Raw genomic sequence first — 22,055 nt, 5'->3', positions numbered from 1 at the left:
GGGCGAGATTACTGTCTTCCGCGCGCAGCGACAACCGTGCTCGGCAATGCCCTCCCTGCAAACCGAGGCAGGGTGCGGCCCGTAGGAGTGCTCCTACAGAAAGAGCCGCCAATGCACTACAGGTCATGTCGCGGACCGCAGACGTGCGGCACACGGATTGCCCCGAGTAGAAGCGACGGGGCGCACCATGAAAAAAGCCGCCTCGCGGCGGCTTCTTCCCGGGGGAGCCGGCGGCTCAGTCCAGCGCGACTTTCTTGCCGTCCTTGTACGTATAGAGCGTCATGGCCGGGTTCTTCAGTTCGCCGTTGGTTTCGAACTGGATGGTGGCCGTCACGCCCTTGTAGTTCGACTTCTGCAGGTGCGGGATGTACACCTTCGGATCGATCGACTTGGCGCGCACCATCGCGTCCGCCAGCAGCATGGTGGCGTCGTAGGTGTACGGGCTGTACACCTGGAACTGGCCCGGGAACTTCTTGTCGTAGCGCTCCTTCCAGGCCGCGCCGCCGGGCATCTTGTTCAGCGACGCGCCGCCTTCGGCGCAGACCACGTTGGCGAGCGACTTGGCGCCGGCGGCCAGTTCGATGATCTTCTGGGTGCAGATGCCGTCGCCGCCGAAGAACTTGGCGTTCGTGAGGCCGAGCTGCTCCATCTGGCGCAGCATCGGGCCGCCCTGCGTGTCCATGCCGCCGAAGAAGATCGCGTCGGGACTCTTGGACTTGATGGCCGTGAGGATCGCCATGAAGTCGGTCGCCTTGTCGTTGGTGAACTGCGAGTCGACGACTTGCATGCCCTTGGACTGGGCGGTCTTCTTGAAGATGTCGGCCACGCCCTGCCCGTACGCGGTGCGGTCGTCGATGACGGCGACCTTCTTCAGCTTCAGCTTGTCGGCGGCGTGGAAGGCCAGGCCGGCGCCCAGCGCGTTGTCGTTGGCGATGATCCGGAACGTGGTCTTGTAGCCGGGCTTGGTCAGGTTGGGGTTCGTCGCGGCGCCGGTGACGTGCGGGATGCCGCAGTCGTTGTAGATCTTGGCGGCCGGGATGGTCGTCCCGGAGTTCAGGTGCCCCACGACGCCGGCGACCTTCGCGTCGCACAGCTTCTGCGCCACGGCGGTTCCCTGCTTCGGGTCGGCGGCGTCGTCCTCGGCCTGCAGCTCGAACTTCACCTTCTTGCCGCCGATCGTCACGCCCTTGGCGTTCAGGTCCTCGATGGCCAGGCGGGCGCCATTTTCGTTGTCCTTGCCGTAGTGCGCCTGCGGGCCGGACATCGGCGCCACATGGCCGATCTTCACGACCATGTCCTGCGCGGCGGCAATTCCCGCCACGGCCGCAATCGCCGCCGCCACCGTCACCTTCATCTTCATCTGCATGGGAAACCTCCAGAGTTTCTGAAAAGTTGAGAAATTGGTAATGTGCTCAACGGGCGCGAACATAGCGCAATTCGCGGACCGCAACCAGAGGGAAACAGCTAGGACGAGCCGTCCGCGGCCGGCAGCAGCGCACATCGTTGCGCCAGCGCAGAAAGCAGCCGGCGGCTGGCGCGGCGGCTCGGCGCCCAGCCCGGTCAGTTGCCGCCCGGGCGGCGCCCGAATTCCTGCTCGAACGCCTCGGCCACCGCCTGCCGCACCGACGCTTCGATCTCGGCCTGCAGCAGCGGGGCAAGCGCCTGGGTCTGCTCCATCACGACGGCCGCGACCCGTTCGCGCAGGCGGCGCTCCAGCATCGCATCCACGCGCTGAAGGACCCGCCGGACGACCTCCTCCTGCGCCATGGCGGCGGCCTCCCCCCCACCGCCCGGATCGCTCGCGGGCGACGCCGGCGGCGGAACCACCTCCGTCAGCGTCGGCACGTAGCGCGGTGGGCGCCGGCCGGTCACTGCGGCTCCTGCGCCCGGTCGTGGCGCCTGATGTCGTACCCGCGCGCCGCGTAGTGCTTCCAGCGCTGCCGCGCGGACTGCCGGTCGCCTTCGTCGCCGGTGACCACTTCGATCAGTCGCTCGAAGGTCTCGAACCCCTCGGGCACGGTCTCGCCGAGGTTCACCAGCACCTGGTGGTGTGGCGCGGCCCGCGGCGTGCCGGTCAGCACCACCGGGGACACGGCGACAACCCGTGCCGGCGCCGCGCCATCGCGGCAGTGCGGTACGAAATCGAGCGCCGAGAAGGTCCACAAGGTGGCGTCGAGCTCGTCGAGCAGCCCGGGCTCGCCCGTCACCACCACCGCGGCGCCCGCCCCGACCGCCTTGCGCAGCAGCCGGCAGGCATAGCCGACCTTGTCGGGCGTGTTGAAGTGGAAGGCGACTTCGGTCACTCGTCCGGGGTGTAGGGGCCAGGGGCAGGGCCTACGCTTTCGCGCGGCGCCCTTTCGCGGCCTGTTTCGCGGCCTGTTTCGCGGCCTGCTTCGTTCCCTTGCCCGCGGCCTGCTGCCGGCCCAGCAGGAACTGCAGGAGCAGGCCGACCGGGCGGCCGGTGGAACCCTTGGCCGGCCCGCCTTTCCACGCCGTGCCGGCGATGTCCAGGTGGGCCCACGGGTAGGCGCCGGCAAACCGCTGCAGGAACTTGGCCGCGGTCACGGCGCCGCCGGCGCGCCCGCCGACGTTGGCCGCATCCGCGAAATTGCTCTTGAGGCCTTCCGCGTATTCATCGTCCAGCGGCATGCGCCAGCACGGATCGAGCGCCGCGTCGCCGGCGGCCAGCAGTTCGGCGGCCAGGCCGTCCTCGCTCGCGAACATGCCGCTGCGCACGCCGCCGAGCGCCACCACGCAGGCGCCGGTCAGCGTCGCGATGTCGACCACGGCCTGCGGCTTGAAGCGCTCCGCGTAGGTCAAGGCGTCGCACAGGATCAGGCGGCCTTCGGCGTCGGTGTTGAGGATCTCGATCGTCTGGCCGCTCATGCTGGTGACGATGTCGCCCGGCTTCACCGAGCGGCCATCGGGCATGTTCTCGCAACTCGGGACCAGGCCGACGACGTTGATCGCCGGCTTCAGTTCGCCGAGCGCGCGGAAGGTGCCCAGCACGCTGGCCGCGCCGCCCATGTCGAACTTCATCTCGTCCATGTCGGCCGACGGCTTGATCGAGATGCCGCCGCTGTCGAACGTGATCCCCTTGCCGACCAGGACCACCGGCGGCTCGCTTGCCGCCGCGCCCTGGTAGCGCAGCACGATGAAGCGCGGCGGCTGCTCGGAACCTTGCGCCACCGCCAGGAACGAACCCATCTTGGCCTTGCCGATCTCCCTGGGACCCAGCACCTCGCACTGGAACTTGTGGGCCCTGGCCAGCTTCTGCGCCTCCTCGCCCAGCCGCGTCGGCGTGGCGAAGTTGGGCGGCAGGTTGCCCAGCTCGCGCGCGAACTCGATGCCCTCGGCCGCGGCGCGGGCCGCCTTGAAGGCCGGCTGGTGCGCGGCCGCGTCGGCGACGGCGATCGTCACGCGCTGCAGTTCCCGGCCCTCGGGCTTGGACTTGGTGGCCACGTAGACATAACTGCTCTCGGCCGTGGCCGTCACGGCGGCGCGCACGGCCGCTTCGCCGGCATCGGGGGCCACGCAGATCACCAGGCGCTTGACGGTGCTCGATCGCAGCGCGCCGACCGCCGCCTGCACGGCGGCATGCACCCGCTTGCCCGAGCCGTCGCCGGCGCCGGCCAGGACGAGCCGCGTGGCGGCGATCCCGGGGGACCGGTAGGCATGCAGCAGCTTGCCCGGCTTGGGGTCGAGGTCGCGCGACTTCAGCGCGTCCGCCGCGAGGCGCGAGAGCGGGTCCTTGCCCGGCTTGAACGATTCCCCCACCAGCAGGATCAGCGCGTCGCATTTCTCGGCGGCCGCCCGGTCCAGGCTCAGTGTCTTGAGTTCGAAGTCCATAATCCCCCGGATTGTTTTTGTACCGATCCGGTCGATGTTATTCCATTCGTCGCTGCGCAAGGAGCTGGCCCGCAGTTTCGGCGCCACGCTGGTGGTGCTGGTCACCATCGTCATGACCATGACCCTGGTGCGCACGCTGAGCCTGGCCAGCCGCGGCAGCGTGAACCCCCAGGACATCATGATGGTCATGGGGTACACGGTGCTCGGCTACCTGCCGCCGATCCTGGCGCTGTGCCTGTTCATCTCGGTCGTCGGCACCCTCTCGCGCATGTACCGTGACAGCGAGATGGTGATCTGGTTCGCCGCCGGCCAGGGCCTGTTCGCCTTCGTGCGCCCGCTGCTGCGCTTTGCCTGGCCGATGCTGCTCGTCGTCGCGGCGCTCGCCCTGGTGGTCTGGCCCTGGGCCAACCAGCAGACACGCGAGCTGCGCGAGCGGTACGGCAAGCGCGGCGACATCGAGCGCGTGGCACCGGGGCAGTTCCAGGAGTCGGCCAGCGGCAACCGCGTCTTCTTCCTGGACAAGGACACGCCGGACGACCGGTCGGGCCGCAACATCTTCATTTCCACCCGCGAGCAGGGCAAGGAGACGGTGACCTCGGCGCGCAGCGGCCAGATCGTCACCCGCGGCGAAGGCCAGTTCGTCGTCCTGTCCAACGGGCAGCGCCTGGAGATCGACAAGACCGGCGAGATGAAGGTGAGCGAATTCGAGGAACTGGCCAACCGGATCGGTCCGGGCGAACTCGCGGCGCGCGACGCGCCGCCGCCCAAGACCCGTTCCACCCTGGACCTCGTGCGCGAGCCGACGCCGCAGAACCTGGGCGAACTGGCGTGGCGCGTCGGGCTGGCACTTGCAGCGCTGAACTTCACCGTGATCGCCGTCGCAGTGTCGAGCGTGAACCCGCGGGCGGGCCGCAGCGGCAACCTGATCTTCGCCCTGTTCGCATTCGTGGTGTACTTCAACCTCCTGAACCTGGGCCAGAGCTGGGTCGGCAATGGGCAGCTGGGGTTCGGCGCCGCCCTGCTGCTGCTGCACGGGGGCGTGCTCGCGGGCGCGATCGCGTGGCTGGCCAAGCAGCACAACAACTGGACGCTGCGGCACCTGCTGCGGCGCCGCCGGCCCGGGGAAGCGGCCTCGTGAGGACCATTCGCCGCCTGATCTACCGCGAAGTGCTCGCCGCGGTGGTGTTCGTCGCCATCGGCTTCCTGGCCCTGTTCTTCTTCTTCGACTTCGTCGACGAACTGCCCAACGTCAGCCGCGGCACGGACCAGTACCGGCTGACACAGGCGCTGGCGTACGTGACGCTGATGATCCCGGCCCACCTGTACGAGCTGCTGCCGATTGCCGTGCTGATCGGCACGATCTTCGTCATGGCGCGGCTGGCGCAGAGTTCCGAGTACACCATCCTGCGTACCAGCGGGCTGGGCCCCTGGCGCGCGATGCGCACGCTGCTCGCCCTGGGCGTGATCTTCACCCTGCTCACGTTCGCCGCCGGCGACTACCTGGCGCCGGTGGCGGACCGCACCGCCCAGTTGCTGAAGGCGCGGCTGGAGGGCCGCATCAGCATCGGCTGGACCGGCGCCTGGCTGAAGGAGCGGCAGCCGGAGCGCACGTACAGCGTCAACGTCGGCGCCCTCACGCCCGAGGGCGACATGAAGGGCGTGCGCATCTTCGAATCCGACGCGCGCGGCTACATCGTTTCGGTGACCCAGGCCGCCAACGCGCAGTTCGCGCCGGACGGCGCGTGGCTGCTGCGCCAGGCCGAGCGCACCGAGTTCCCGCGGCGGGGCAGCACCCTGGTGCGGGTGGAGCGGCGCATGGTGCCGGAACTGCGCTGGCCCACCGAGATCAGCCCCGAGATGGTGTCCGTGGCGCTGCTCAAGCCCGATCGCATGAGCACCATCGACCTGTTCCAGTACATCCGGCACCTCGAGGCCAACCAGCAGACCTCGCAGCGCTACGAGATCGAGTTCTGGCGCAAGGTGTTCTACCCGCTCAGCTGCATGGTGATGGTGGTGCTGGCCCTGCCCTTCGCCTACCTGCACTTCCGCACGCGCGGGATCACCGGGTACGTGTTCGGCGGGGTGCTGATCGGCATCAGCTTCTTCCTGTTGAACAACGTGTTCGGCTACATCGGCAACCTGCGCAACTGGCAGCCCTGGATCACCGCGGCCGCGCCCGGGCTGATCTACACGATGTTGTCGCTCGGCGCGTTCGGCTGGCTGGTGCTGCGGCGGTGACGACCATGGCCAAGGGCGTCATCCTCGTCGGCCACGGATCGCGCGATCCGCTCTGGCGCGCGCCCATCGAGGCGGTGGCGGCGCGGCTCGCCGCGTCGCAGCCGAAAGTCGCCACCCGCTGCGCCTATCTCGAACTGCAGCAACCCGACGTGCCGGCCGCGGCTGCCGATCTCGCGCAACTCGGCGTGCGTGAAGTCACGCTGGTGCCCATGTTCCTCGGCACCGGCAAGCACGCCCGCGCCGACCTTCCGCGCCTGCTGGACCAGGTCCGCGCCGAGCATCCGGAGGTGGCGTTCACGCTCCAGCCCTCCGTGGGCGAGGACCCGCGCCTGCTGGACCTGCTCGCCCGCATCGCGGCGGAATAGCGGGTCCTGAACGCGCAATCCGCTGATGCCCATCGAGCGCGCAACGCCGGCGGATCCGGCGGCTCGGCAAGGCATAATGATCGCCTCTCTTAGAAGCTATCCGGCATGAATCTGCATCAGTTCCGGTTCGTCCAGGAAGCCGCGCGCCGCAACCTCAACCTCACCGAAGCCGCCAAGGCCCTGCACACCTCCCAGCCGGGCGTCTCCAAGGCGATCATCGAACTGGAAGAGGAACTGGGCGTGGAGATCTTCGCCCGCCACGGCAAGCGGCTGAAGCGGATTACCGAGCCCGGCCAGCACGTGCTGCGCAGCATCGAGCTGATCATGCGGGAGGTGGGCAACCTCAAGCGCATCGGCGAGCAGTTCAGCGCCCAGGACAGCGGAACCCTCTCGATCGCGACCACCCACACGCAGGCTCGCTACGTCCTGCCGGTTCCGGTCGCGAAACTGCGGGAGGCCTATCCCAAGGTGAACATCAGCCTGCACCAGGGCTCGCCCGAGCAGGTGGCGCGCATGGTGATCGACGAAGTCGCCGAGATCGGCATCGCGACCGAGGCGCTGCCCGATCAGCGGGAACTGGTCACCCTGCCCTGCTACGAATGGCAGCACATGCTGGTGCTGCCGCTTTCGCATCCCCTGGTCCGCAAGGAGCGGATCAGCCTGGAAGACCTGGCCGCCGAGCCGCTGGTCACCTACCACCCGGCCTTCACCGGCCGCACCCGCATCGACGCCGCCTTCGCCCAGCGCAAGCTGCAACCGCGCATCGCGCTGGAGGCGATCGATTCCGACGTGATCAAGACCTACGTCGGCCTGGGCCTGGGCCTGGGCATCGTGGCCGAGATGGCCGTGCGCGAGGAAGGCAGCCACCCCGACCTCGCGGTGCGACCGCTGGGCCACCTGTTCGGACAGAACGTCGCGCGCGTCGCGTTCAAGCGCAGCGCCTATCTGCGCAACTTCGTCTACAAGTTCGCCGAACTGCTGTCCGACCGCCTCGACCGCAACCTGATCGCCAAGGCCATGGCCGGCCACGAGAGCGACTACGAACTCTGAACCCGACCGGGCCGGCACCGGCCCGCCGACTCCTGCTTCACCATGACCCAAGTTCCCGCCCACACCCCGCCCGTCCAGAGCAAGTTCCCCGACATGGGAACGACGATCTTCACCGTCATGTCGGCCCTCGCCACCGAGAAGGACGCCGTCAACCTCGGCCAGGGCTTTCCGGACTTCGACTGCGACCCGCTGCTGGTGAACGCCGTCTGCGACGCCATGCGCAAGGGGCTCAACCAGTACCCGCCGATGGCCGGGATCGCGCCGTTGCGCGAGGCGGTGGCCGGCAAGATCGCCGCCAGCCACGGCCGGCGCTACGACGCCGGCAGCGAAGTCACCATCACCGCGGGCGCGACACAGGCCATCATCACCGCCATCCTGGCCGTGGTGCGCCCGGGCGACGAGGTGATCGTGCTGGAACCGTGCTACGACAGCTACGTGCCGAACATCGAGCTGGCCGGCGGCACCGTGGTCCGCGTGCCGCTGGTGCCGCACACGTTCCGCCCCGACTTCGACAGGATCGCCGCCGCCATCACCGGCCGCACGCGCGCGATGCTGATCAACAGCCCGCACAACCCGAGCGCCACCATCTGGTCGCGCGAGGACATGCTGAGGTTGCAGGACCTGCTCGCGCCGACCGACGTGCTGCTGATCAGCGATGAGGTCTACGAGCACATGGTGTACGACGGCCAGGAGCACCAGAGCGCCGCGCGCTTCCCGGGCCTGGCCGCGCGGGCGTTCATCGTCTCGAGCTTCGGCAAGACCTACCACGTCACCGGGTGGAAGGTCGGTTACGTCGCCGCGCCGGCGCCGCTGACGGCCGAATTCCGCAAGGTGCACCAGTTCAACGTGTTCACCGTCAACACGCCGGTCCAGCACGGCCTCGCGACCTACATGGGCGACCCGCAGCGCTATCTCACGCTGCCGGCTTTTTACCAGCGCAAGCGCGACCTGTTCCGCGAGGGCCTGAAGCGCACCAGGTTCGAGATCCTGCCGAGCGAAGGCAGCTTCTTCCAGTGCGTGGACATTTCTGGCGTGAGCGACCTGGCCGAGGACGATTTCTGCAAGTGGCTCACGACCGAGATCGGGGTGGCGGCGATCCCGCTGTCGGCGTTCTACGGCAACGGCTTCGACCAGCGCGTGGTGCGCTTCTGCTTCGCCAAGAAGGAAGAGACGTTGAACACGGCGCTGGACCGGCTGGCGAAGCTCTAGGCACGAACCGTCAGCACTGGATCGGATTGCGGCAGAAGGTGTCGAGCAGCTGCACCGTCGTGCGATCCGCAACGGGGTTCCTTGCCTTCGCGCCGACGTCCAGGCTCAGCTTCATCTCGTACTTGCGGAAGAAGTCGTCGAACAGCTCGCCGCCCAGCGTGCCGTAGGCGGTGAGGCTGTCGTCCTTCGGATCGTGCTCCAGCAGCACCGCGCACAGCGGCTGCGTCGCCGGCCCGGACAGCACCTGCGCGCCGCGCGCCGGGTCGTACTGGCTGTGTTCGGCGCAACAGTGGATCAGGCCGTCCTGCAGGCCGCGCGTGGCGCGGGTGCGGCGGAAACTGATGAAGCTCACTTGCGGTGTCGGGTAGACCAGCTGGTGCGCGCAGATGGCCGAGAACGCCACCAGGCTGCGGCGGCGGCCCACGCCGCCAGGCCAGGCGTAGGTGTCGCGTGCCTGGGTGGTGAGCGATTGCGGCAAGGCGGGGCGCTGCAAGTCCAGCAGGAACACCGGCGTGGCCACGTAGGGATAGTGGAAGACGTAGTTGGTGAGCGGCTGCAGCCCCGAAGCCTTGAGCCGGTCTCCTCGTTCGTCCACCAGCACCGCCCGTGCATACGTTCGGGGTCGTGCGTCCGCCCCGAACGCCGGCATCGCGGCGGCCGCCGAAATGCACGCCGCGCCGGCCGTGCAGGATCCGATGAAGTTGCGCCTGTCCATAGGGCGCAGACGGTAGATCAGCGCCCCTTCGGCTGTCAAACGGCTTTGTACCGAGCACGAAAGTGTGCGGACCTACGGCCGGGCTGGGCCGCCGGGCAGTCAGCTATTGAGCTGAGACCGCGTTTGCAGTTCCGGCTCACAGGCCCGTCGGGCAAATGTGACCCTGCGCTGAAAGCTTTGGGATCAGCTATTCAGCTGATGCCACAGCTTGTCCAGCCGCTTGAGGCTCACGGGTTGCGGCGTGCGCAGTTCCTGAGCGAAGAAGCTCACCCGCAACTCCTCCAGCAGCCAGCGAAACTCCTGCAGGCGCGGGTCGGCCGCGCCCTTGCGCTCGGCGACCAGCCGCCAGTAGCGCTGCTCCTGCGGCTTGAGCTCCGCCAGGCGGGCGGCGTCGCGCGCCGGATCGGCGCGCAGCTTGTCCAGGCGCAGCGTGACGGCCTTCAGGTACCGGGGGAAATGCTGCAACTGCGCCCAGGGCGTGAGCGCGAGGAAGCGCCTGGGCACCAGCCGCTGCAGTTGCTGCGTCGCGTCCGCCGTCGCCTCGGGCTGGTTCTTCGTGTCCTTGATCTTGCGCAGGGCCGCGGCGTATTCGGCCAGGATCGTCGCTGCGAGGCGAGCCACCTCGTTGGCGATCAGCGTGAGCCGGCCGCGCCCCTCGTCCACGCGCCGCTTGAAGTCGGCCTCGTTGGCGGGCAGCGGATCGAGCATGAACGCGCGGTCCAGCGCCACCTCGATGACCTGGTCGCGCAGCTCTTCCTGCGTGCCGAGCGCCATGTAGGCGACGGCCATCTTCTGCAGGTCGGGAATGTTCTTCTCGAGATACTTCAGCGCGTCGCGAATCTGCAGCGCGAACAGGCGCCGCAGCCCGGCCCGATGCTTCGCCGCCGCCACCTCGGGTTCGTCGAACACCTCGATCGTCACCGCGTCGCCCTGGTCGATCAGCGCCGGGAAGCCGATCAGCCGGGTGCCGCCCTTGCGGATCTCCATCAGCTCGGGCAGCTCGCCGAAGGTCCAGGCCGTGCAGCGCTGGTCGGCGGCGCCCGCCGCCGTCGCCTGGACGGGAGCCGGCACCCTGCCCGTGCCCGGCGCGGCACCCGATGGCGCCGCAGCAGGCGGCGCGGTTGCCGCCGGCACGCCCTTCATGTCGGCCAGCGCCTGGAACGCGCCCCGCGCCTGCTTGCCGAGCTCCGCCTTCAGCGCGGCGAGGTTGCGTCCCATGCCCAGCTGGCGGCCATGCTCGTCGACCACCCGGAAGTTCATGAACAGGTGCGCGGGCAGCATGTCCAGCTTGAAGTCCGCGCGCTTGACGTCGAGGCTGGTCTCGTCGCGCACGATCTTCAGCACGGCGTCGGTGAGCGAGCCACGGGCCCACGCCTCGGGCGCCGTGAGCGTGCCGGCCAGGCGCGTCGCCGATTCCGGCAGTGGCACCAGGCGCGATCGCGGCCGTTGCGGCAGGCTCTTGAGTAGCGCCTGGATCTTGTCCTTCAACATGCCCGGAACCAGCCATTCGGCACGGTCCTCGCTGACCTGGTTCAGCACGAACAGGGGTACCGTCACCGTGAGGCCGTCGCGCGCATCGCCCGGCTCATGCAGGTAGCCGGCCGTGCAGTCGACGCCGCCCAGGCGGACCGTGCGCGGGAACGACTCGGTCGTGATGCCCGCGGCCTCGTGCCGCATCAGTTCGTCGCGCGTGAGCTTCAGCAGCCCCGGGTCGGCCCGGCTCGCCTGCCGGTACCAGCGGTCGAACGTGGCGCCGCCGAACACATCGCGCGGGATCAGCTTGTCGTAGAAGGCGTAGATCAGCTCCTCGTCCACCAGCACGTCCTGCCGGCGCGACTTGTGTTCGAGCTCCTCGACCTGCTTCACCAGCTTCTCGTTCGCGGCGAGGAACGCAAGGCTGGTCTCCCACTGGCCGGCGACCAGCCCCTCGCGGATGAAGATCTCGCGGGCGCCTTGCACGTCCACCCGTGCGAACGGCACCCGGCGGCCGCTGTAGATCACCAGGCCGTACAGCGTCGCGCGTTCGAGCGCGATCACTTCGGCGGCCTTCTTCTCCCAGTGCGGGTCGAGCAGCTGCTTCTTCAGCAAGTGGCCCGCGACCTCCTCGATCCACCCGGGCTCGATCGTCGCGATGCCCCGGCCGAACAGCCGCGTGGTCTCCACCAGCTCGGCGCACACGACCCACCGGCCGGGGCGGCGCTTCAGGTGTGCGCCCGGGTGGCGGTGAAACTTGATGCCGCGCGCACCGAGGTAGACGTCCTCCTCGTCCGGCTTCCACCCGACGTTCCCCAGCAGGCCCGCGAGCATCGCCTTGTGGAGTTGCTCGTAGCTGGCGGGCCGGCTGTTCAGCGGCCACTTGTGTTCGTTCACCACCGTGTGCAACTGGCTGTGGATGTCGCGCCATTCGCGCACGCGGCGCACGTTGACGAAGTTCTGGCGCAGCAGCTGCTCGTACTGGCGGTTGGAGAGCTTGTGGTGGGGGCCTTCGGCCCCCACCACAGGTGGGTCATGTCGCTCCCCCTCCCCGGCCCTCCCCCTCCGAGAGGGGGAGGGAGTCACCCGTCCGCCCCGCGACACCTCCAGCCACTCCCACAGCCGCAGGTAGCCCGAGAACTCGCTCTTCTCGTCGTCGAACTTGGCGTGCTGCTGGTCGGCCTGCGCCTGCAGGTCCATGGGCCGGTCGCGCACGTCCTGCACCGACAGCGCCGAGGCGATCACCAGCACCTCCTGCAGCGCGCCGCGCTCGCGGGCTTCCAGGATCATGCGGCCCACCCGCGGATCGAGCGGCAGCTTCGCCAGCTCGTTGCCGACCGGCGTCAGCTCGTTGTCGTCGTCGACCGCGCCCAGCTCGTTGAGCAGGAGATAGCCGTCGGTGATGGCGCGCCGAGCCGGCGCCTCGAGGAAGGGGAAGTCTTCCACTGCACCAAGGCGCAGCGCCTTCATGCGCAGGATCACCCCGGCGAGCGAGGAGCGCAGGATCTCGGGATCGGTGAACGCCGGCCGCTTGGCGTAGTCCTGCTCGTCGTACAGGCGGATGCAGATGCCGTTGGCCACCCGGCCGCAGCGTCCGGCGCGCTGGTTGGCGGCCGCCTGGCTCACCGGCTCGACCAGCAACTGCTCCACCTTGCTGCGAAAACTGTAGCGCTTGACGCGCGCGGTGCCGGTGTCGATCACGTAGCGGATGCCGGGCACCGTCAGCGAGGTCTCGGCGACGTTGGTGGCCAGCACGATGCGCGGGCCGCTGTGCGCCTCGAAGATGCGGTCCTGCTCGGGCTGCGACAGGCGCGCGAACAAGGGCACCACCTCGGCCTGCCGCGTGACGGGGCGATGCGCCAGGTGCTTGCGCAGGTGGTCCGCCGCCTCGCGGATCTCGCGCTCGCCGGGGAGGAAGACCAGGATGTCGCCGAAGCCCGACGGTCCCCCTTGCCACAGTTCGTCGACGGCAGCGGCGATCGCCTCGTTCAGGCCGAAGTCCCGCGTCTCCTCGAAGGGCCGCCAGCGCTGCTCCACCGGGTACATCCGGCCGGAGACGTAAATGACCGGTGCCGGCAGCAACTGATCCCCCCACGCTCCGGCCTGCGGCCCGTCGCTGCCCCCCGAGGGGGCGTCGCCCGGCTTGGGGCGGCCCGGCGCCGGGCGAGCCGACGCGAAGTGGCGAGCGAAGCGCTCGGCGTCGATGGTGGCCGAGGTCACGATCACCTTCAGGTCCGGCCGCCGCGGCAGGATCTGGCGCAGGTAGCCGAGCAGGAAGTCGATGTTGAGGCTGCGCTCGTGCGCCTCGTCGATGATGATGGTGTCGTAGGCCTTCAGCAGCGGATCGGTCTGCGTCTCCGCAAGCAGGATGCCGTCGGTCATCAGCTTCACCGACGCACCCCGCGCCAGCCGGTCCTGGAAGCGCACCTTGTAGCCCACGACCTCGCCCAGCGGCGTCCCGAGTTCCTCGGCGATGCGGCGCGCCACGCTCGACGCGGCAATGCGGCGCGGCTGCGTATGGCCGATCAGGCGCCCCTGCCCCGGCGGCGCGTTGAGCGTCCCGCGACCGAGCTGCAGCGCGATCTTGGGCAGCTGGGTCGTCTTGCCGGACCCGGTCTCGCCGCAGACGATGACGACCTGGTTGGCGGCAATGGCGGCCGCGATCTCCTCGCGGCGCGCGGAAACCGGCAGGGATTCGGGAAAGGTGATGCGCAGCAAGGGGCGAAACCGGGGCAAAGCCCGTGATTATCGGCGCTGGCGCCCCGCCGCGCGGCCTCAGCGCGTGTCGGAGGCCGGCAGCTCGGCGATCATGTCGGACGCCTGGTCGTGCCAGGCAACGCGGCTGGCGAAGCTCCACGCGGTGCGCGACATGTCGCGGACCTTGCCGATCGCCACGGTCGGCTGGGCATGGACGGTGGTGGCGAGCACCCCGACGCCGATCTGGGCCACCCACTCCGTGCGGCGCTCCTGGGCCTGCGGACTGCCGTCGCTGATGGCCAGCGTGAGCGGCTGGGACAGCCGCCGGGCCAGCAGCCGGCCCAGTTTCACCAGCCGTTCCAGCTCGCGCGCGTCGCGCGAAACGAGCAGGAACCCGTCGTCGAACAGCCGCCCGACCTCCATGTCCCCCGGCGCGCAGCGGCGCAGCCGGCTCGCGCAGACGAACAGCGCATGGTTCAGCGCGGCGCGGCCATGCAGGTTCTCCAGCGCGTAGAGATTGCCGATCGAAACGGCAATGAGCAGCACCGGCCGGGTCGGGTGGTGCGCCTGGTGCTGGAAGGCCTGGGTCACCATGTGGCCCGTGGCCGCACTCGACTGCATGCGCGTGATCGGGTCGTAGCGCGGCCCCTGGGAGCGCACCTCGCGCAATTCGATCAGGTAGGAGTAGCGCTGCCACAGCATCGCCCCGATGGCGGTGAGGTAGGCCATGCCGGCGACGGCGCTGGCCGCGTGCACCGGCCACGGGACGCCGCGGCGGTCCAGCGCGATCCAGACCACGCCGCCCAGCGACACCAGCATGCTGGCGACCGAGAAGACCGCGAGCCAGGCCAGCCGGTCGCCGCGCTGGGCGCTGCGGATGCCGATCAGCAATCCGGTGACCGCAACCGTGATCGCCATGACCGAACTCAAGACCAGCGCCTGCCTCGGCGCCACCATCCAGCTGGCGGCGACCGCGGCGGCGGCCGTCGCCAGCATCGCCGCGAACACCCGGCGGCGGCTGTCGCGTTCGCGCAGCAGCCCGAGCTCGCCCAGCAGCATGAGGCCCAGCATCGTCGCACTGAAGATGCCGATGTGCGCAAGCAGGCGCGCCTCGTGGTCGGGGTCGGCGATGGGCAGCCAGCCGAGGTAGCCCACGACGAACAGGCCCGAGACGAGCGCGGAGAGGGCGGCCGCGAGCGCGACCCGGTGGTGCGACTGCGCGAACGCGGCCAGCGCGCCCGCGAGCATCAGGGTCACCGTCCCGAAGAAGGCGCCCCAGAAGAAGCTGATCGTCGCCGTGTTCACAGCTGCATCATGGCGGCGCGCGGGCCGGCCGTCCACGGCGGGCGGGCCGCACCGGTGGCGACGTCGAGCCTCATCGCTGGGAGTCCACCGCCGGCACCTCCGCGATCCGCTCGGATGCCTGGTCGTACCACGCGACACGGCTGGCGAAGCTCCAGGCGGTGCGCGACATGTCGCGCACGGTTGCCAGCGCGACCGCCGGCTGGGCGTGTCCGGTCGTGGCCAGCAGGCCGACGCCGACCTGCGCCGCCCACTCGGCCTGGCCTTCCTCGGAGCCATCGTCGCCGGCCGCCGTGCGCAGCGTGACCGGCCGCGAGAGGCGCTCGGCGACGGTGCGGCCCAGGCGCACCAGCCCGTCGAGGTCACGCGCGTTGCGCGAGACGAGCAGAAAACAGTCTTCGAACAGGCGCCCCATCGCGACGTCGGCCGGCACGCAGCGGCGCAGCCGGCTGGCGCAGACGAACAGCGCGTGGTTCAGCGACGCGCGCCCGTGCAGGTTCTCCAGGGCATAGAAGTTCCCGACCGAGATCGCCATCAGCACCACCGGCCGCGACGCCCCCTGGTGCTGCTGGCGCTGGAACTTCTGCGCCACCAGCTGCACGATCGCCGCGTTGGAGGGCATGCGGGTGATCGGGTCGTAGCGCGGCCCCTGCGCCAGCACCTCGCGCAGTTCCAGCAGGTACGAATAGCGCGACCAGACCATGGCCCCGATCCCGCACAGGTAGCACATGGCGGCCACCGCGCTGGCCGCATGCACCGGCCAGGCGACGCTGGTCCCGGCAAAGGCGATCCAGCTCAGGCCGGCGATCGCGATCAGCATGCACACGAGGGCGAACACGGCGAGCCACGCCTGCCGGTCGCCCTCCAGCGCGCTGCGCAGCGCCCGCACCAGCACGTCCGCGCTGAGTGCGAGGGTGACCGTGGTGCCGATCACCAGCGCTTCGAACGGACCGACGAACCAGGTGGCGACGACGCCCCCCGCCGCGATCGCCGCGGCCGCCGCGAGGATGCGGCTGCGGCGCCGGCGCTCGCGCAACAGCCGCAGGTCGAGCAGCAGCATCAGCCGCAGCAGGCTGGCGCTGACGATGGCGGCTGCGGCCATGATCCGCGCCTCGCGCGCCGGGTCCGCGAGCGGCAGCAGGCGCAGGTAGCTGGCGACGAACACGGTGGAGAGCACGCCCGTCATCCCGGCGGCCAGCGCGACGCTGCGGTGCGACTGGGCGTAGGCGACGAGGCCGCCGGCGAGCATCAGTGCCACCGTGCCGAAGAACGCCCCCCAGAAGCCCACCGCCAGCACATGCATGGGCCGACCTTACCCCGCAAGCCTCGCCATGGCAACAAGGACGCGGCGGGTGTTGCCGGCGCCCCCTCAGGCCGTGTCCAGGTCCGGCACTTCCGTGATCCGTCCCGAGGACTGGTCATGCCAGGCCACCCGGCTCGGAAAGGTCCACGCCGTGCGCGACATGTCGCGCACCTTGCCCACCACGGCGGCCGGATTGGCGAGCGCGATGGTCGCGAGCACGCCGACGCCCACCTGCGCGACCCAGGGCGACGGCTCCTGCGGGCCGGGATCGCCGGCGCCGGCGGTCGCGAGATGGAGGGGCCGCGAGAGCCGCCTGGCCAGCAGGTGCCCGAGGCGGTAGAAGCGCTCGAGGTCCCGCGCATTGCGCGAGACCAGCAGGAAGCCGTCGTCGAACAGGCGGCTCATGTCGATGCCCGCCGGCACGCACCGGCGCAACCGGCTGGCGCAGATGAACAGGGCGTGATTGAGCGCGGCGCGTCCGTGCAGGTTCTCCAGGGCGTACAGGTTGCCGATGCTCACCGCGATCAGCACCACCGGCCGCGCCTGCTGCTGCCGCCCGAACGCCTGCGCCAGCATGTGCCCGGTGGCCGCGTTCGACTGCATGCGGGTGATGGGGTCGTAGCGCGGCCCCTGGGCCTGTGCCTCGCGCAGCTCGATCAGGAACGAGTAGCGCTGCCACAGCATCACGCCGACCGAGATCACGTACGCGATGCCCGCCAGCGCGGCGGAGGCATGGGTCTGCCAAGGGACGGCGTGGCGGTCGAGCACGATCCAGATGCAGCCCACCAGTCCAAGCAGCATCGAGGCAATCGCCAGCACGCCGAACCACGCGATGCGGTCGCCGTGCCTCGCGGTGACCACCGCGACCGGCAACGCGCCGAGGCCGGCGGCAAATGCCAGGAAGGTGCCGTAGATCACGCCATCGCGCGGCGTCAGCCACCAGACGACGCTGGCTGCCGCGAGCGCCGCCATGCCGGCGAGCAGCAGGAGCCGCCGCCGCGCGCGGCGCTCGCGCAGCAGGCCCAGGTCGAGCATCAGCATCACCCAGAGCACCAGGGCCGTGAAGATGCCGACGTGGGCTGCGAGCCTGGCTTCGGCGACCGGGTGGTCGATCGGCAGCCAGCCCAGGCAGGTGACGACGAACAGCGCCGAAACGACCGCGGCGAGCGCCGCGGAGAGGGCGACGCGGCGGTGCGCCTGCGCGAACGCGGCGGCCGCACCGAGCAGCATCAGACCGACGGCGCCGAAGAAGGCTCCCCAGAAGCCGATGGCCAGCGGATGCATGCGGCGACCATACCCGTCCGCGGGCCGCGACGCAATCGCCCGCCTGGGCGATCCCTTACACTTTGCGCTCGCCCTCACGCCCGCCTGCCGCCGCCGAATGTCCACGGTCTTCCACTTCACTTTCGTGCCCTGGTTCCGGTCGGTGGCGCCCTACATCCACATGCACCGGGGCAAGACCTTCGTGGTCGGCGTCGCGGGCGAGGCGATTGCCGCCGGGAAGCTGCAGCACATCGCGCAGGACCTCGCCCTGATCCAGAGCATGGGCGTCAGGATCGTGCTGGTGCACGGTTTCCGGCCGCAGGTCAACGAGCAGCTCAAGGCCAAGGGCCACGCCTCGCGGTTCTCGCACGGCATGCGCATCACCGACGAAGTGACCCTCGACAGCGCGCAGGAGGCCGCCGGCCAGCTGCGCTACGAGATCGAGGCCGCCTTCAGCCAGGGCCTGCCCAACACCCCGATGGCCGGTTCCACCGTCCGGATCATCTCGGGCAACTTCATCACCGCGCGCCCCATCGGCGTCCTGGACGGCGTGGACTTCCAGCACTCTGGCATGGTGCGCAAGGTGGACGTCGCCGGCATCGCTCGCGCGCTCGACTTCGGCGCGATGGTGCTGCTGTCGCCCTTCGGCTTCTCGCCGACCGGGGAAGCGTTCAACCTGACGATGGAGGAAGTGGCGACCAGCGTCGCCATCGCCCTGCAGGCCGACAAGCTGATCTTCCTGGCGGAGATCCCGGGCGTGCGGGTGCGGCCCGACGAACCCGAAGGCGACGACAACCCGATCGACACCGAACTGCCGCTGGCGGCCGCCGAGGAACTGCTGGCCCGCCTGCCCGGAGCGCAGCATCCGACCGACACCGCGTTCTACCTGCAGCATTGCGTCAAGGCATGCAAGGCGGGCGTGGAGCGCAGCCACATCGTGCCGTTCGCGACCGACGGCTCGCTGCTGCTGGAGATCTACGTGCACGACGGCATCGGCACCATGGTGGTCGACGAGAAGCTGGAGAACCTGCGCGAGGCGACTTCCGACGACGTGGGCGGCATCCTGCAGCTGATCGAGCCGTTCGAGAAGGACGGGACGCTGGTCACGCGCAGCCGCACCGAGATCGAGCGCGACATCGCCAACTACAGCATCATCGAACACGACGGCGTGATCTTCGCCTGCGCGGCGCTGTATCCGTACCCGGAGGCGAAGACGGGCGAGATGGCGGCGCTCACGGTGTCGCCGCAGGTGCAGGGCCAGGGCGACGGCGAGAAGGTCCTCAAGCGCGTCGAGCAGCGGGCCCGCGCGATGGGCCTGGAGAGCATCTTCGTGCTCACGACGCGCACCATGCACTGGTTCCTCAAGCGCGGCTTCGTGCAGGTCGATCCCGACTGGCTGCCCGAGGCGCGCAAGCGCAAGTACAACTGGGACCGCAAGAGCCTGGTGTTCGTCAAGAAGCTGGCCTGAGGCCCTCGGGCCGGCACTCGACGCGCGCATGGCGGCTTGACCGGCGTCAAGGCAGGGACCCGGCCGGCGCCTACTGTCAGAGCCACTCCGGCGGCGCGCCCCGCGCCGGGACTCATTCCTACACGGGAATGGACATGATCCGACAGCCACGGCGGGCGCGAGCGCCTAGCTTGGAGGCACGGTGACCATGATGAGCAACACTCCCGCCACCCGCGAAGTCCGCATTCCCGCCGGCGCAGCCTGGCTGTATGGCGACCTCTGCGTGCCCGCCGGCGCCACCGGGCTGGTGCTGTTCGCCCACGGCAGCGGCAGCGGACGCCACAGCGCGCGCAACCGGCAAGTAGCCTCGCACCTGCAGCGCGCGGCGATCGCCACCCTGCTGTTCGACCTGCTCACGGCCCAGGAGGAGCAGGTGGACGTGCACACGCGCGAGCACCGCTTCGACATTCCCCTGCTCACCGGCCGCATGCAGGACGCGACGGCCTGGGTGCAGGCCCAGCCGGAGCTGCGCGACCTGCCGGTCGGCTACTTCGGCGCCAGCACCGGCAGCGCGGCGGCGCTGATCGCGGCGGCGCGGCTCGGCCACCGCATCCGGGCCCTGGTTTCGCGCGGCGGCCGGCCCGACCTCGCCGGCCCGGCGGCACTGGCCGCCGTCACAGCGCCCACGCTGCTGATCGTCGGCGGCGCCGATGGCACCGTCCTGGACCTGAACCGCGAGGCGTTGGCGCGCATGCAGTGCGAAAAGCGGCTGGCCGTGGTGCCCGGCGCGACCCACCTGTTCGAGGAGCCGGGAACGCTCGAGCAGGTAGCGGAACTCGCCGCCGCCTGGTTCAGCGAACACATGGCCAGGGTGGAGCAGTCGGCATGAGCGACATCCGCCTGCCGTATCGCGACCGGCGCGAGGCCGGCCTCGTGCTGGCGCAGGCGCTGGGGCACTACCGCGGACGCAACGGGCTGCTGGTGCTGGCCTTGCCGCGCGGCGGCGTCGCCGTCGGCTTCGAGGTCGCCCACGCGCTGGAAGCGCCGCTGGACGTCTTCATCGTCCGCAAGCTCGGCCATCCCGGCCACGAGGAATACGCGATGGGCGCCATCGCCAGCGGCGGCGTGCGCGTGATGAGCCCGCTGCCGGGCATGGACGCCCCGCCGGACGCCGTCGCGCGCGTGCTCGAGCGCGAGGAGGCCGAACTGGCGCGGCGGGAGCGGCTGTACCGCGGCGACCGGCCGGCCATCGACGTGCGCGGCCGCACCGTGATCGTGGTCGACGACGGCCTGGCGACCGGATCGACGATGCGGGCGGCGGTGACGGCGATCCGCCGCCAGCGCCCGGCCCACCTGGCGATCGCGGTGCCGGTCGGGGCGCCGGAGACCTGCCGGTCCCTGCGCCAGGAGGCCGACGACCTGGTATGTCCTGCCATGCCGGACCTTTTCCGCGCAGTCGGGCTGTGGTATCGCGACTTCCCGCAGGCGACTGACCAGGAGGTGCACGAACTGCTGGACGAAGCGCGCCGCCAGCAGGCGGCCGCGTTGCATTGACGGCCGGGGGAATCGATGACCCTCTTTCGCAAGGACCCGGCGCGCGCGGACGAGCAACTGCTGGACGGATTGCGGCGCGGCCTGGTGCCGCTGGCCGGCGACAACGACGAGCATGATGCGCTGCGGCAGGTGGTCGGCAGCGCCCGTTTCGCGCTGCTCGGCGAAGCCTCGCATGGCACCCACGAGTTCTACCGCGAGCGCATCCGCATCACCAAGCGGCTGATCGCCGAGCAAGGCTTCACCGCGATCGCCGCGGAGGCGGACTGGCCGGACGCCTGGCGCGTGAACCGGTACGTGCGCGGCCTGTCCGACGATGGCGACGCCGAGGGCGCGCTCTCGGGCTTCCGGCGCTTTCCAGCCTGGATGTGGCGAAACACCGAAGTGCGCGACTTCGTGGAGTGGCTGCGCGACTACAACGCGGCACGGGGCAGCCATGCCCAGGTCGGCTTCTACGGCATCGACCTGTACAGCCTGTTCAGCTCGATGCAGGCGGTGCTGGCCTACCTGGACAGCACCGATCCGGACGCAGCGCGGCGCGCGCGGGCCCGCTATGCCTGCTTCGACCACGCCCGCGAGGACAGCCAGGCCTATGGCTACGGTGCCAGTTACGGCCTGACCCCCAGTTGCGAGGATGAGGCCGTGCAGCAAATGCGCGAGCTGAACAAGGTGGCGCTGGCCATGCAGACCACGCGCGGGCTCGAACGCGACGAAGCCTTCTTCGCCCAGCAGAACGCCCGGCTCGTTCGCAACGCCGAGGAGTACTACCGCACCATGTTCCGCGGCCGCGTCTCGTCCTGGAACCTGCGCGACAGCCACATGGTGGAGACCTTGCAGGCGCTGGACCGGCACCTGACCGGGCTGGGCACGGCGCCCCGCTTCGCGGTGTGGGCCCACAATTCGCACCTCGGCGACGCCAGCGCCACCGAAATGGGCGACAGCGGCGAATGGAACGTCGGCCAGCTGGTGCGCGACCGGTATGGCGCCGACGCGGTGCTGGTCGGCTTCAGCACCCACCGCGGCTGGGTCACCGCGGCGTCCGAGTGGGACGAGCCGCCCCAGCGCAAGCGGGTACGCGACGGCTTGCCGGGCAGCTGGGAAGACGTGCTGCACCAGGTGGGCACCGAACGCTTCCTGCTGCGCCTGCGCGACGACGAGGAACTGCGCCGGCTCGCGGCGCCGAGCCGGCTGCAACGCGCCATCGGCGTCATCTACCGGCCCGAGACCGAGCGCCACAGCCACTACTTCGAGACGCGCCTGGCCGACCAGTTCGACGCCTTGATCCACATCGACGAGACCACGGCCCTCGAGCCGCTCGACAAGGGCCAGGTCTGGGCGACCGAGGAGCCGCCGGAGACGTATCCGTCGGGGGTGTAGTTTTTGGTGGCAGTCAGCCGCTCGCGGAAGTGAGTGCCGTGGGCCGGGTTCTATGCTCGAATGTGGGTGGCATCGGCCGGCGACCGGGGGTACCTCGGACTCCGGCCTCATCGTGGCGTCCTGCCGCGCCCCCAAACTGATTCATTCCGCAGTGCATCCGTCGCGCGCCAGCAAACTTCCTTGAGCACGTGGCTTCCTCGAGGATCGGCACGACGC

At 70.0% G+C, this 22,055-nt stretch carries 18 protein-coding genes; 9 read left to right on the top strand and 9 right to left on the bottom strand.

Annotated elements, in window-relative coordinates; all coding sequences use genetic code 11:
• Nucleotides 1-235: 235 nt before the first annotated feature.
• The 4 genes from RAMLITH_RS01650 to RAMLITH_RS01635 form a co-directional block, all read right to left on the bottom strand.
• The gene (locus RAMLITH_RS01650) at nt 236-1,366 is read right to left on the bottom strand and encodes a branched-chain amino acid ABC transporter substrate-binding protein (RefSeq protein WP_168105588.1); all 1,131 of its coding nucleotides are present in this window, start codon (nt 1,364-1,366) and stop codon (nt 236-238) included.
• Between the two features lie 194 nt (nt 1,367-1,560).
• A complete protein-coding gene (locus RAMLITH_RS01645) occupies nt 1,561-1,872 on the bottom strand; it encodes a hypothetical protein (protein ID WP_168105587.1) in 312 nt (103 codons plus the stop codon).
• Nucleotides 1,869-2,303, bottom strand: a complete 435-nt coding sequence (locus tag RAMLITH_RS01640; protein ID WP_168105586.1) for a DNA polymerase III subunit chi — start codon at nt 2,301-2,303, stop codon at nt 1,869-1,871. Before RAMLITH_RS01640 ends, RAMLITH_RS01645 begins: the two co-directional genes overlap by 4 nt.
• Before the next feature lie 31 nt (nt 2,304-2,334).
• Entirely contained in the window at nt 2,335-3,849 is a 1,515-nt protein-coding gene (locus RAMLITH_RS01635; protein WP_168105585.1) for a leucyl aminopeptidase, read from the bottom strand.
• A 34-nt stretch (nt 3,850-3,883) separates the two neighbouring features.
• Here RAMLITH_RS01635 and lptF point away from each other — a divergent pair, with 34 nt between their 5' ends.
• The 5 genes from lptF (at nt 3,884) to RAMLITH_RS01610 (ending at nt 8,711) form a co-directional block, all read left to right on the top strand.
• A complete protein-coding gene (gene lptF, locus RAMLITH_RS01630) occupies nt 3,884-4,987 on the top strand; it encodes an LPS export ABC transporter permease LptF (protein ID WP_168105584.1) in 1,104 nt (367 codons plus the stop codon).
• Nucleotides 4,984-6,087: an LPS export ABC transporter permease LptG gene (lptG, locus tag RAMLITH_RS01625; protein WP_168105583.1), complete on the top strand. Its 1,104-nt coding sequence runs from the start codon at nt 4,984-4,986 to the stop codon at nt 6,085-6,087. The genes lptF and lptG overlap by 4 nt, the downstream gene beginning before the upstream one ends.
• A gap of 5 nt (nt 6,088-6,092) precedes the next feature.
• Nucleotides 6,093-6,452, top strand: coding sequence for a sirohydrochlorin chelatase (locus tag RAMLITH_RS01620; protein ID WP_168105582.1), 360 nt, complete (start codon nt 6,093-6,095; stop codon nt 6,450-6,452).
• 105 nt (nt 6,453-6,557) lie between these two features.
• Nucleotides 6,558-7,502: a CysB family HTH-type transcriptional regulator gene (locus RAMLITH_RS01615; RefSeq protein WP_168105581.1), complete on the top strand. Its 945-nt coding sequence runs from the start codon at nt 6,558-6,560 to the stop codon at nt 7,500-7,502.
• Between the two features lie 42 nt (nt 7,503-7,544).
• The gene (locus RAMLITH_RS01610; protein WP_168105580.1) at nt 7,545-8,711 is read left to right on the top strand and encodes a pyridoxal phosphate-dependent aminotransferase; all 1,167 of its coding nucleotides are present in this window, start codon (nt 7,545-7,547) and stop codon (nt 8,709-8,711) included.
• A 10-nt stretch (nt 8,712-8,721) separates the two neighbouring features.
• Here the strand turns inward: RAMLITH_RS01610 and RAMLITH_RS01605 are convergent, their stop codons facing one another.
• The 5 genes from RAMLITH_RS01605 to RAMLITH_RS01585 form a co-directional block, all read right to left on the bottom strand.
• A complete protein-coding gene (locus tag RAMLITH_RS01605; protein WP_168105579.1) occupies nt 8,722-9,426 on the bottom strand; it encodes a Rieske (2Fe-2S) protein in 705 nt (234 codons plus the stop codon).
• A gap of 183 nt (nt 9,427-9,609) precedes the next feature.
• Nucleotides 9,610-13,635: an ATP-dependent RNA helicase HrpA gene (hrpA, locus tag RAMLITH_RS01600; RefSeq protein ID WP_238343974.1), complete on the bottom strand. Its 4,026-nt coding sequence runs from the start codon at nt 13,633-13,635 to the stop codon at nt 9,610-9,612.
• Nucleotides 13,636-13,674: 39 nt separating this feature from the next.
• Complete coding sequence (locus tag RAMLITH_RS26170; protein WP_337786089.1) at nt 13,675-14,901, bottom strand: 7TM diverse intracellular signaling domain-containing protein; 1,227 nt, start codon at nt 14,899-14,901, stop codon at nt 13,675-13,677.
• Between the two features lie 70 nt (nt 14,902-14,971).
• The gene (locus tag RAMLITH_RS01590) at nt 14,972-16,201 is read right to left on the bottom strand and encodes a GGDEF domain-containing protein (protein WP_168105578.1); all 1,230 of its coding nucleotides are present in this window, start codon (nt 16,199-16,201) and stop codon (nt 14,972-14,974) included.
• Between the two features lie 66 nt (nt 16,202-16,267).
• On the bottom strand, nt 16,268-17,485 hold the full coding sequence (locus RAMLITH_RS01585) for a diguanylate cyclase (protein WP_168105577.1): 1,218 nt from the start codon (nt 17,483-17,485) through the stop codon (nt 16,268-16,270).
• A gap of 97 nt (nt 17,486-17,582) precedes the next feature.
• On the opposite strand from RAMLITH_RS01585, the gene argA reads away from it, so the two are divergent.
• The 4 genes from argA (at nt 17,583) to RAMLITH_RS01565 (ending at nt 21,839) form a co-directional block, all read left to right on the top strand.
• Complete coding sequence (argA, locus tag RAMLITH_RS01580; RefSeq protein WP_168105576.1) at nt 17,583-18,932, top strand: amino-acid N-acetyltransferase; 1,350 nt, start codon at nt 17,583-17,585, stop codon at nt 18,930-18,932.
• 190 nt (nt 18,933-19,122) lie between these two features.
• Complete coding sequence (locus tag RAMLITH_RS01575) at nt 19,123-19,800, top strand: dienelactone hydrolase family protein (RefSeq protein WP_202883219.1); 678 nt, start codon at nt 19,123-19,125, stop codon at nt 19,798-19,800.
• A complete protein-coding gene (locus RAMLITH_RS25535) occupies nt 19,797-20,465 on the top strand; it encodes a phosphoribosyltransferase (RefSeq protein WP_202883218.1) in 669 nt (222 codons plus the stop codon). Before RAMLITH_RS01575 ends, RAMLITH_RS25535 begins: the two co-directional genes overlap by 4 nt.
• A gap of 15 nt (nt 20,466-20,480) precedes the next feature.
• A complete protein-coding gene (locus RAMLITH_RS01565; RefSeq protein ID WP_168105574.1) occupies nt 20,481-21,839 on the top strand; it encodes an erythromycin esterase family protein in 1,359 nt (452 codons plus the stop codon).
• The last annotated feature ends 216 nt before the right edge of the window (nt 21,840-22,055 follow it).

Origin of the sequence: Ramlibacter lithotrophicus (assembly GCF_012184415.1) — a bacterium.
Classification (GTDB): Bacteria; Pseudomonadota; Gammaproteobacteria; order Burkholderiales; family Burkholderiaceae_C; genus Ramlibacter; species Ramlibacter lithotrophicus.
Note: the sequence above shows the minus strand (reverse complement) of the source record. Positions and strands in the feature narration are given on the sequence as shown.

What these genes read in the sequence shown, in the direction of transcription:
- RAMLITH_RS01650 (WP_168105588.1), bottom strand. Translation starts at nt 1,366, where the DNA reads ATGCAGATGAAGATGAAGGTGACGGTGGCGGCGGCGATTGCGGCCGTG.
- RAMLITH_RS01635 (WP_168105585.1), bottom strand. Translation starts at nt 3,849, where the DNA reads ATGGACTTCGAACTCAAGACACTGAGCCTGGACCGGGCGGCCGCCGAG.
- lptF (WP_168105584.1), top strand. Translation starts at nt 3,884, where the DNA reads ATGTTATTCCATTCGTCGCTGCGCAAGGAGCTGGCCCGCAGTTTCGGC.
- RAMLITH_RS01620 (WP_168105582.1), top strand. Translation starts at nt 6,093, where the DNA reads ATGGCCAAGGGCGTCATCCTCGTCGGCCACGGATCGCGCGATCCGCTC.
- RAMLITH_RS01615 (WP_168105581.1), top strand. Translation starts at nt 6,558, where the DNA reads ATGAATCTGCATCAGTTCCGGTTCGTCCAGGAAGCCGCGCGCCGCAAC.
- RAMLITH_RS01610 (WP_168105580.1), top strand. Translation starts at nt 7,545, where the DNA reads ATGACCCAAGTTCCCGCCCACACCCCGCCCGTCCAGAGCAAGTTCCCC.
- RAMLITH_RS01605 (WP_168105579.1), bottom strand. Translation starts at nt 9,426, where the DNA reads ATGGACAGGCGCAACTTCATCGGATCCTGCACGGCCGGCGCGGCGTGC.
- RAMLITH_RS01590 (WP_168105578.1), bottom strand. Translation starts at nt 16,201, where the DNA reads ATGCATGTGCTGGCGGTGGGCTTCTGGGGGGCGTTCTTCGGCACGGTG.
- RAMLITH_RS01585 (WP_168105577.1), bottom strand. Translation starts at nt 17,485, where the DNA reads ATGCATCCGCTGGCCATCGGCTTCTGGGGAGCCTTCTTCGGCGCCGTC.
- argA (WP_168105576.1), top strand. Translation starts at nt 17,583, where the DNA reads ATGTCCACGGTCTTCCACTTCACTTTCGTGCCCTGGTTCCGGTCGGTG.
- RAMLITH_RS01575 (WP_202883219.1), top strand. Translation starts at nt 19,123, where the DNA reads ATGAGCAACACTCCCGCCACCCGCGAAGTCCGCATTCCCGCCGGCGCA.
- RAMLITH_RS25535 (WP_202883218.1), top strand. Translation starts at nt 19,797, where the DNA reads ATGAGCGACATCCGCCTGCCGTATCGCGACCGGCGCGAGGCCGGCCTC.
- RAMLITH_RS01565 (WP_168105574.1), top strand. Translation starts at nt 20,481, where the DNA reads ATGACCCTCTTTCGCAAGGACCCGGCGCGCGCGGACGAGCAACTGCTG.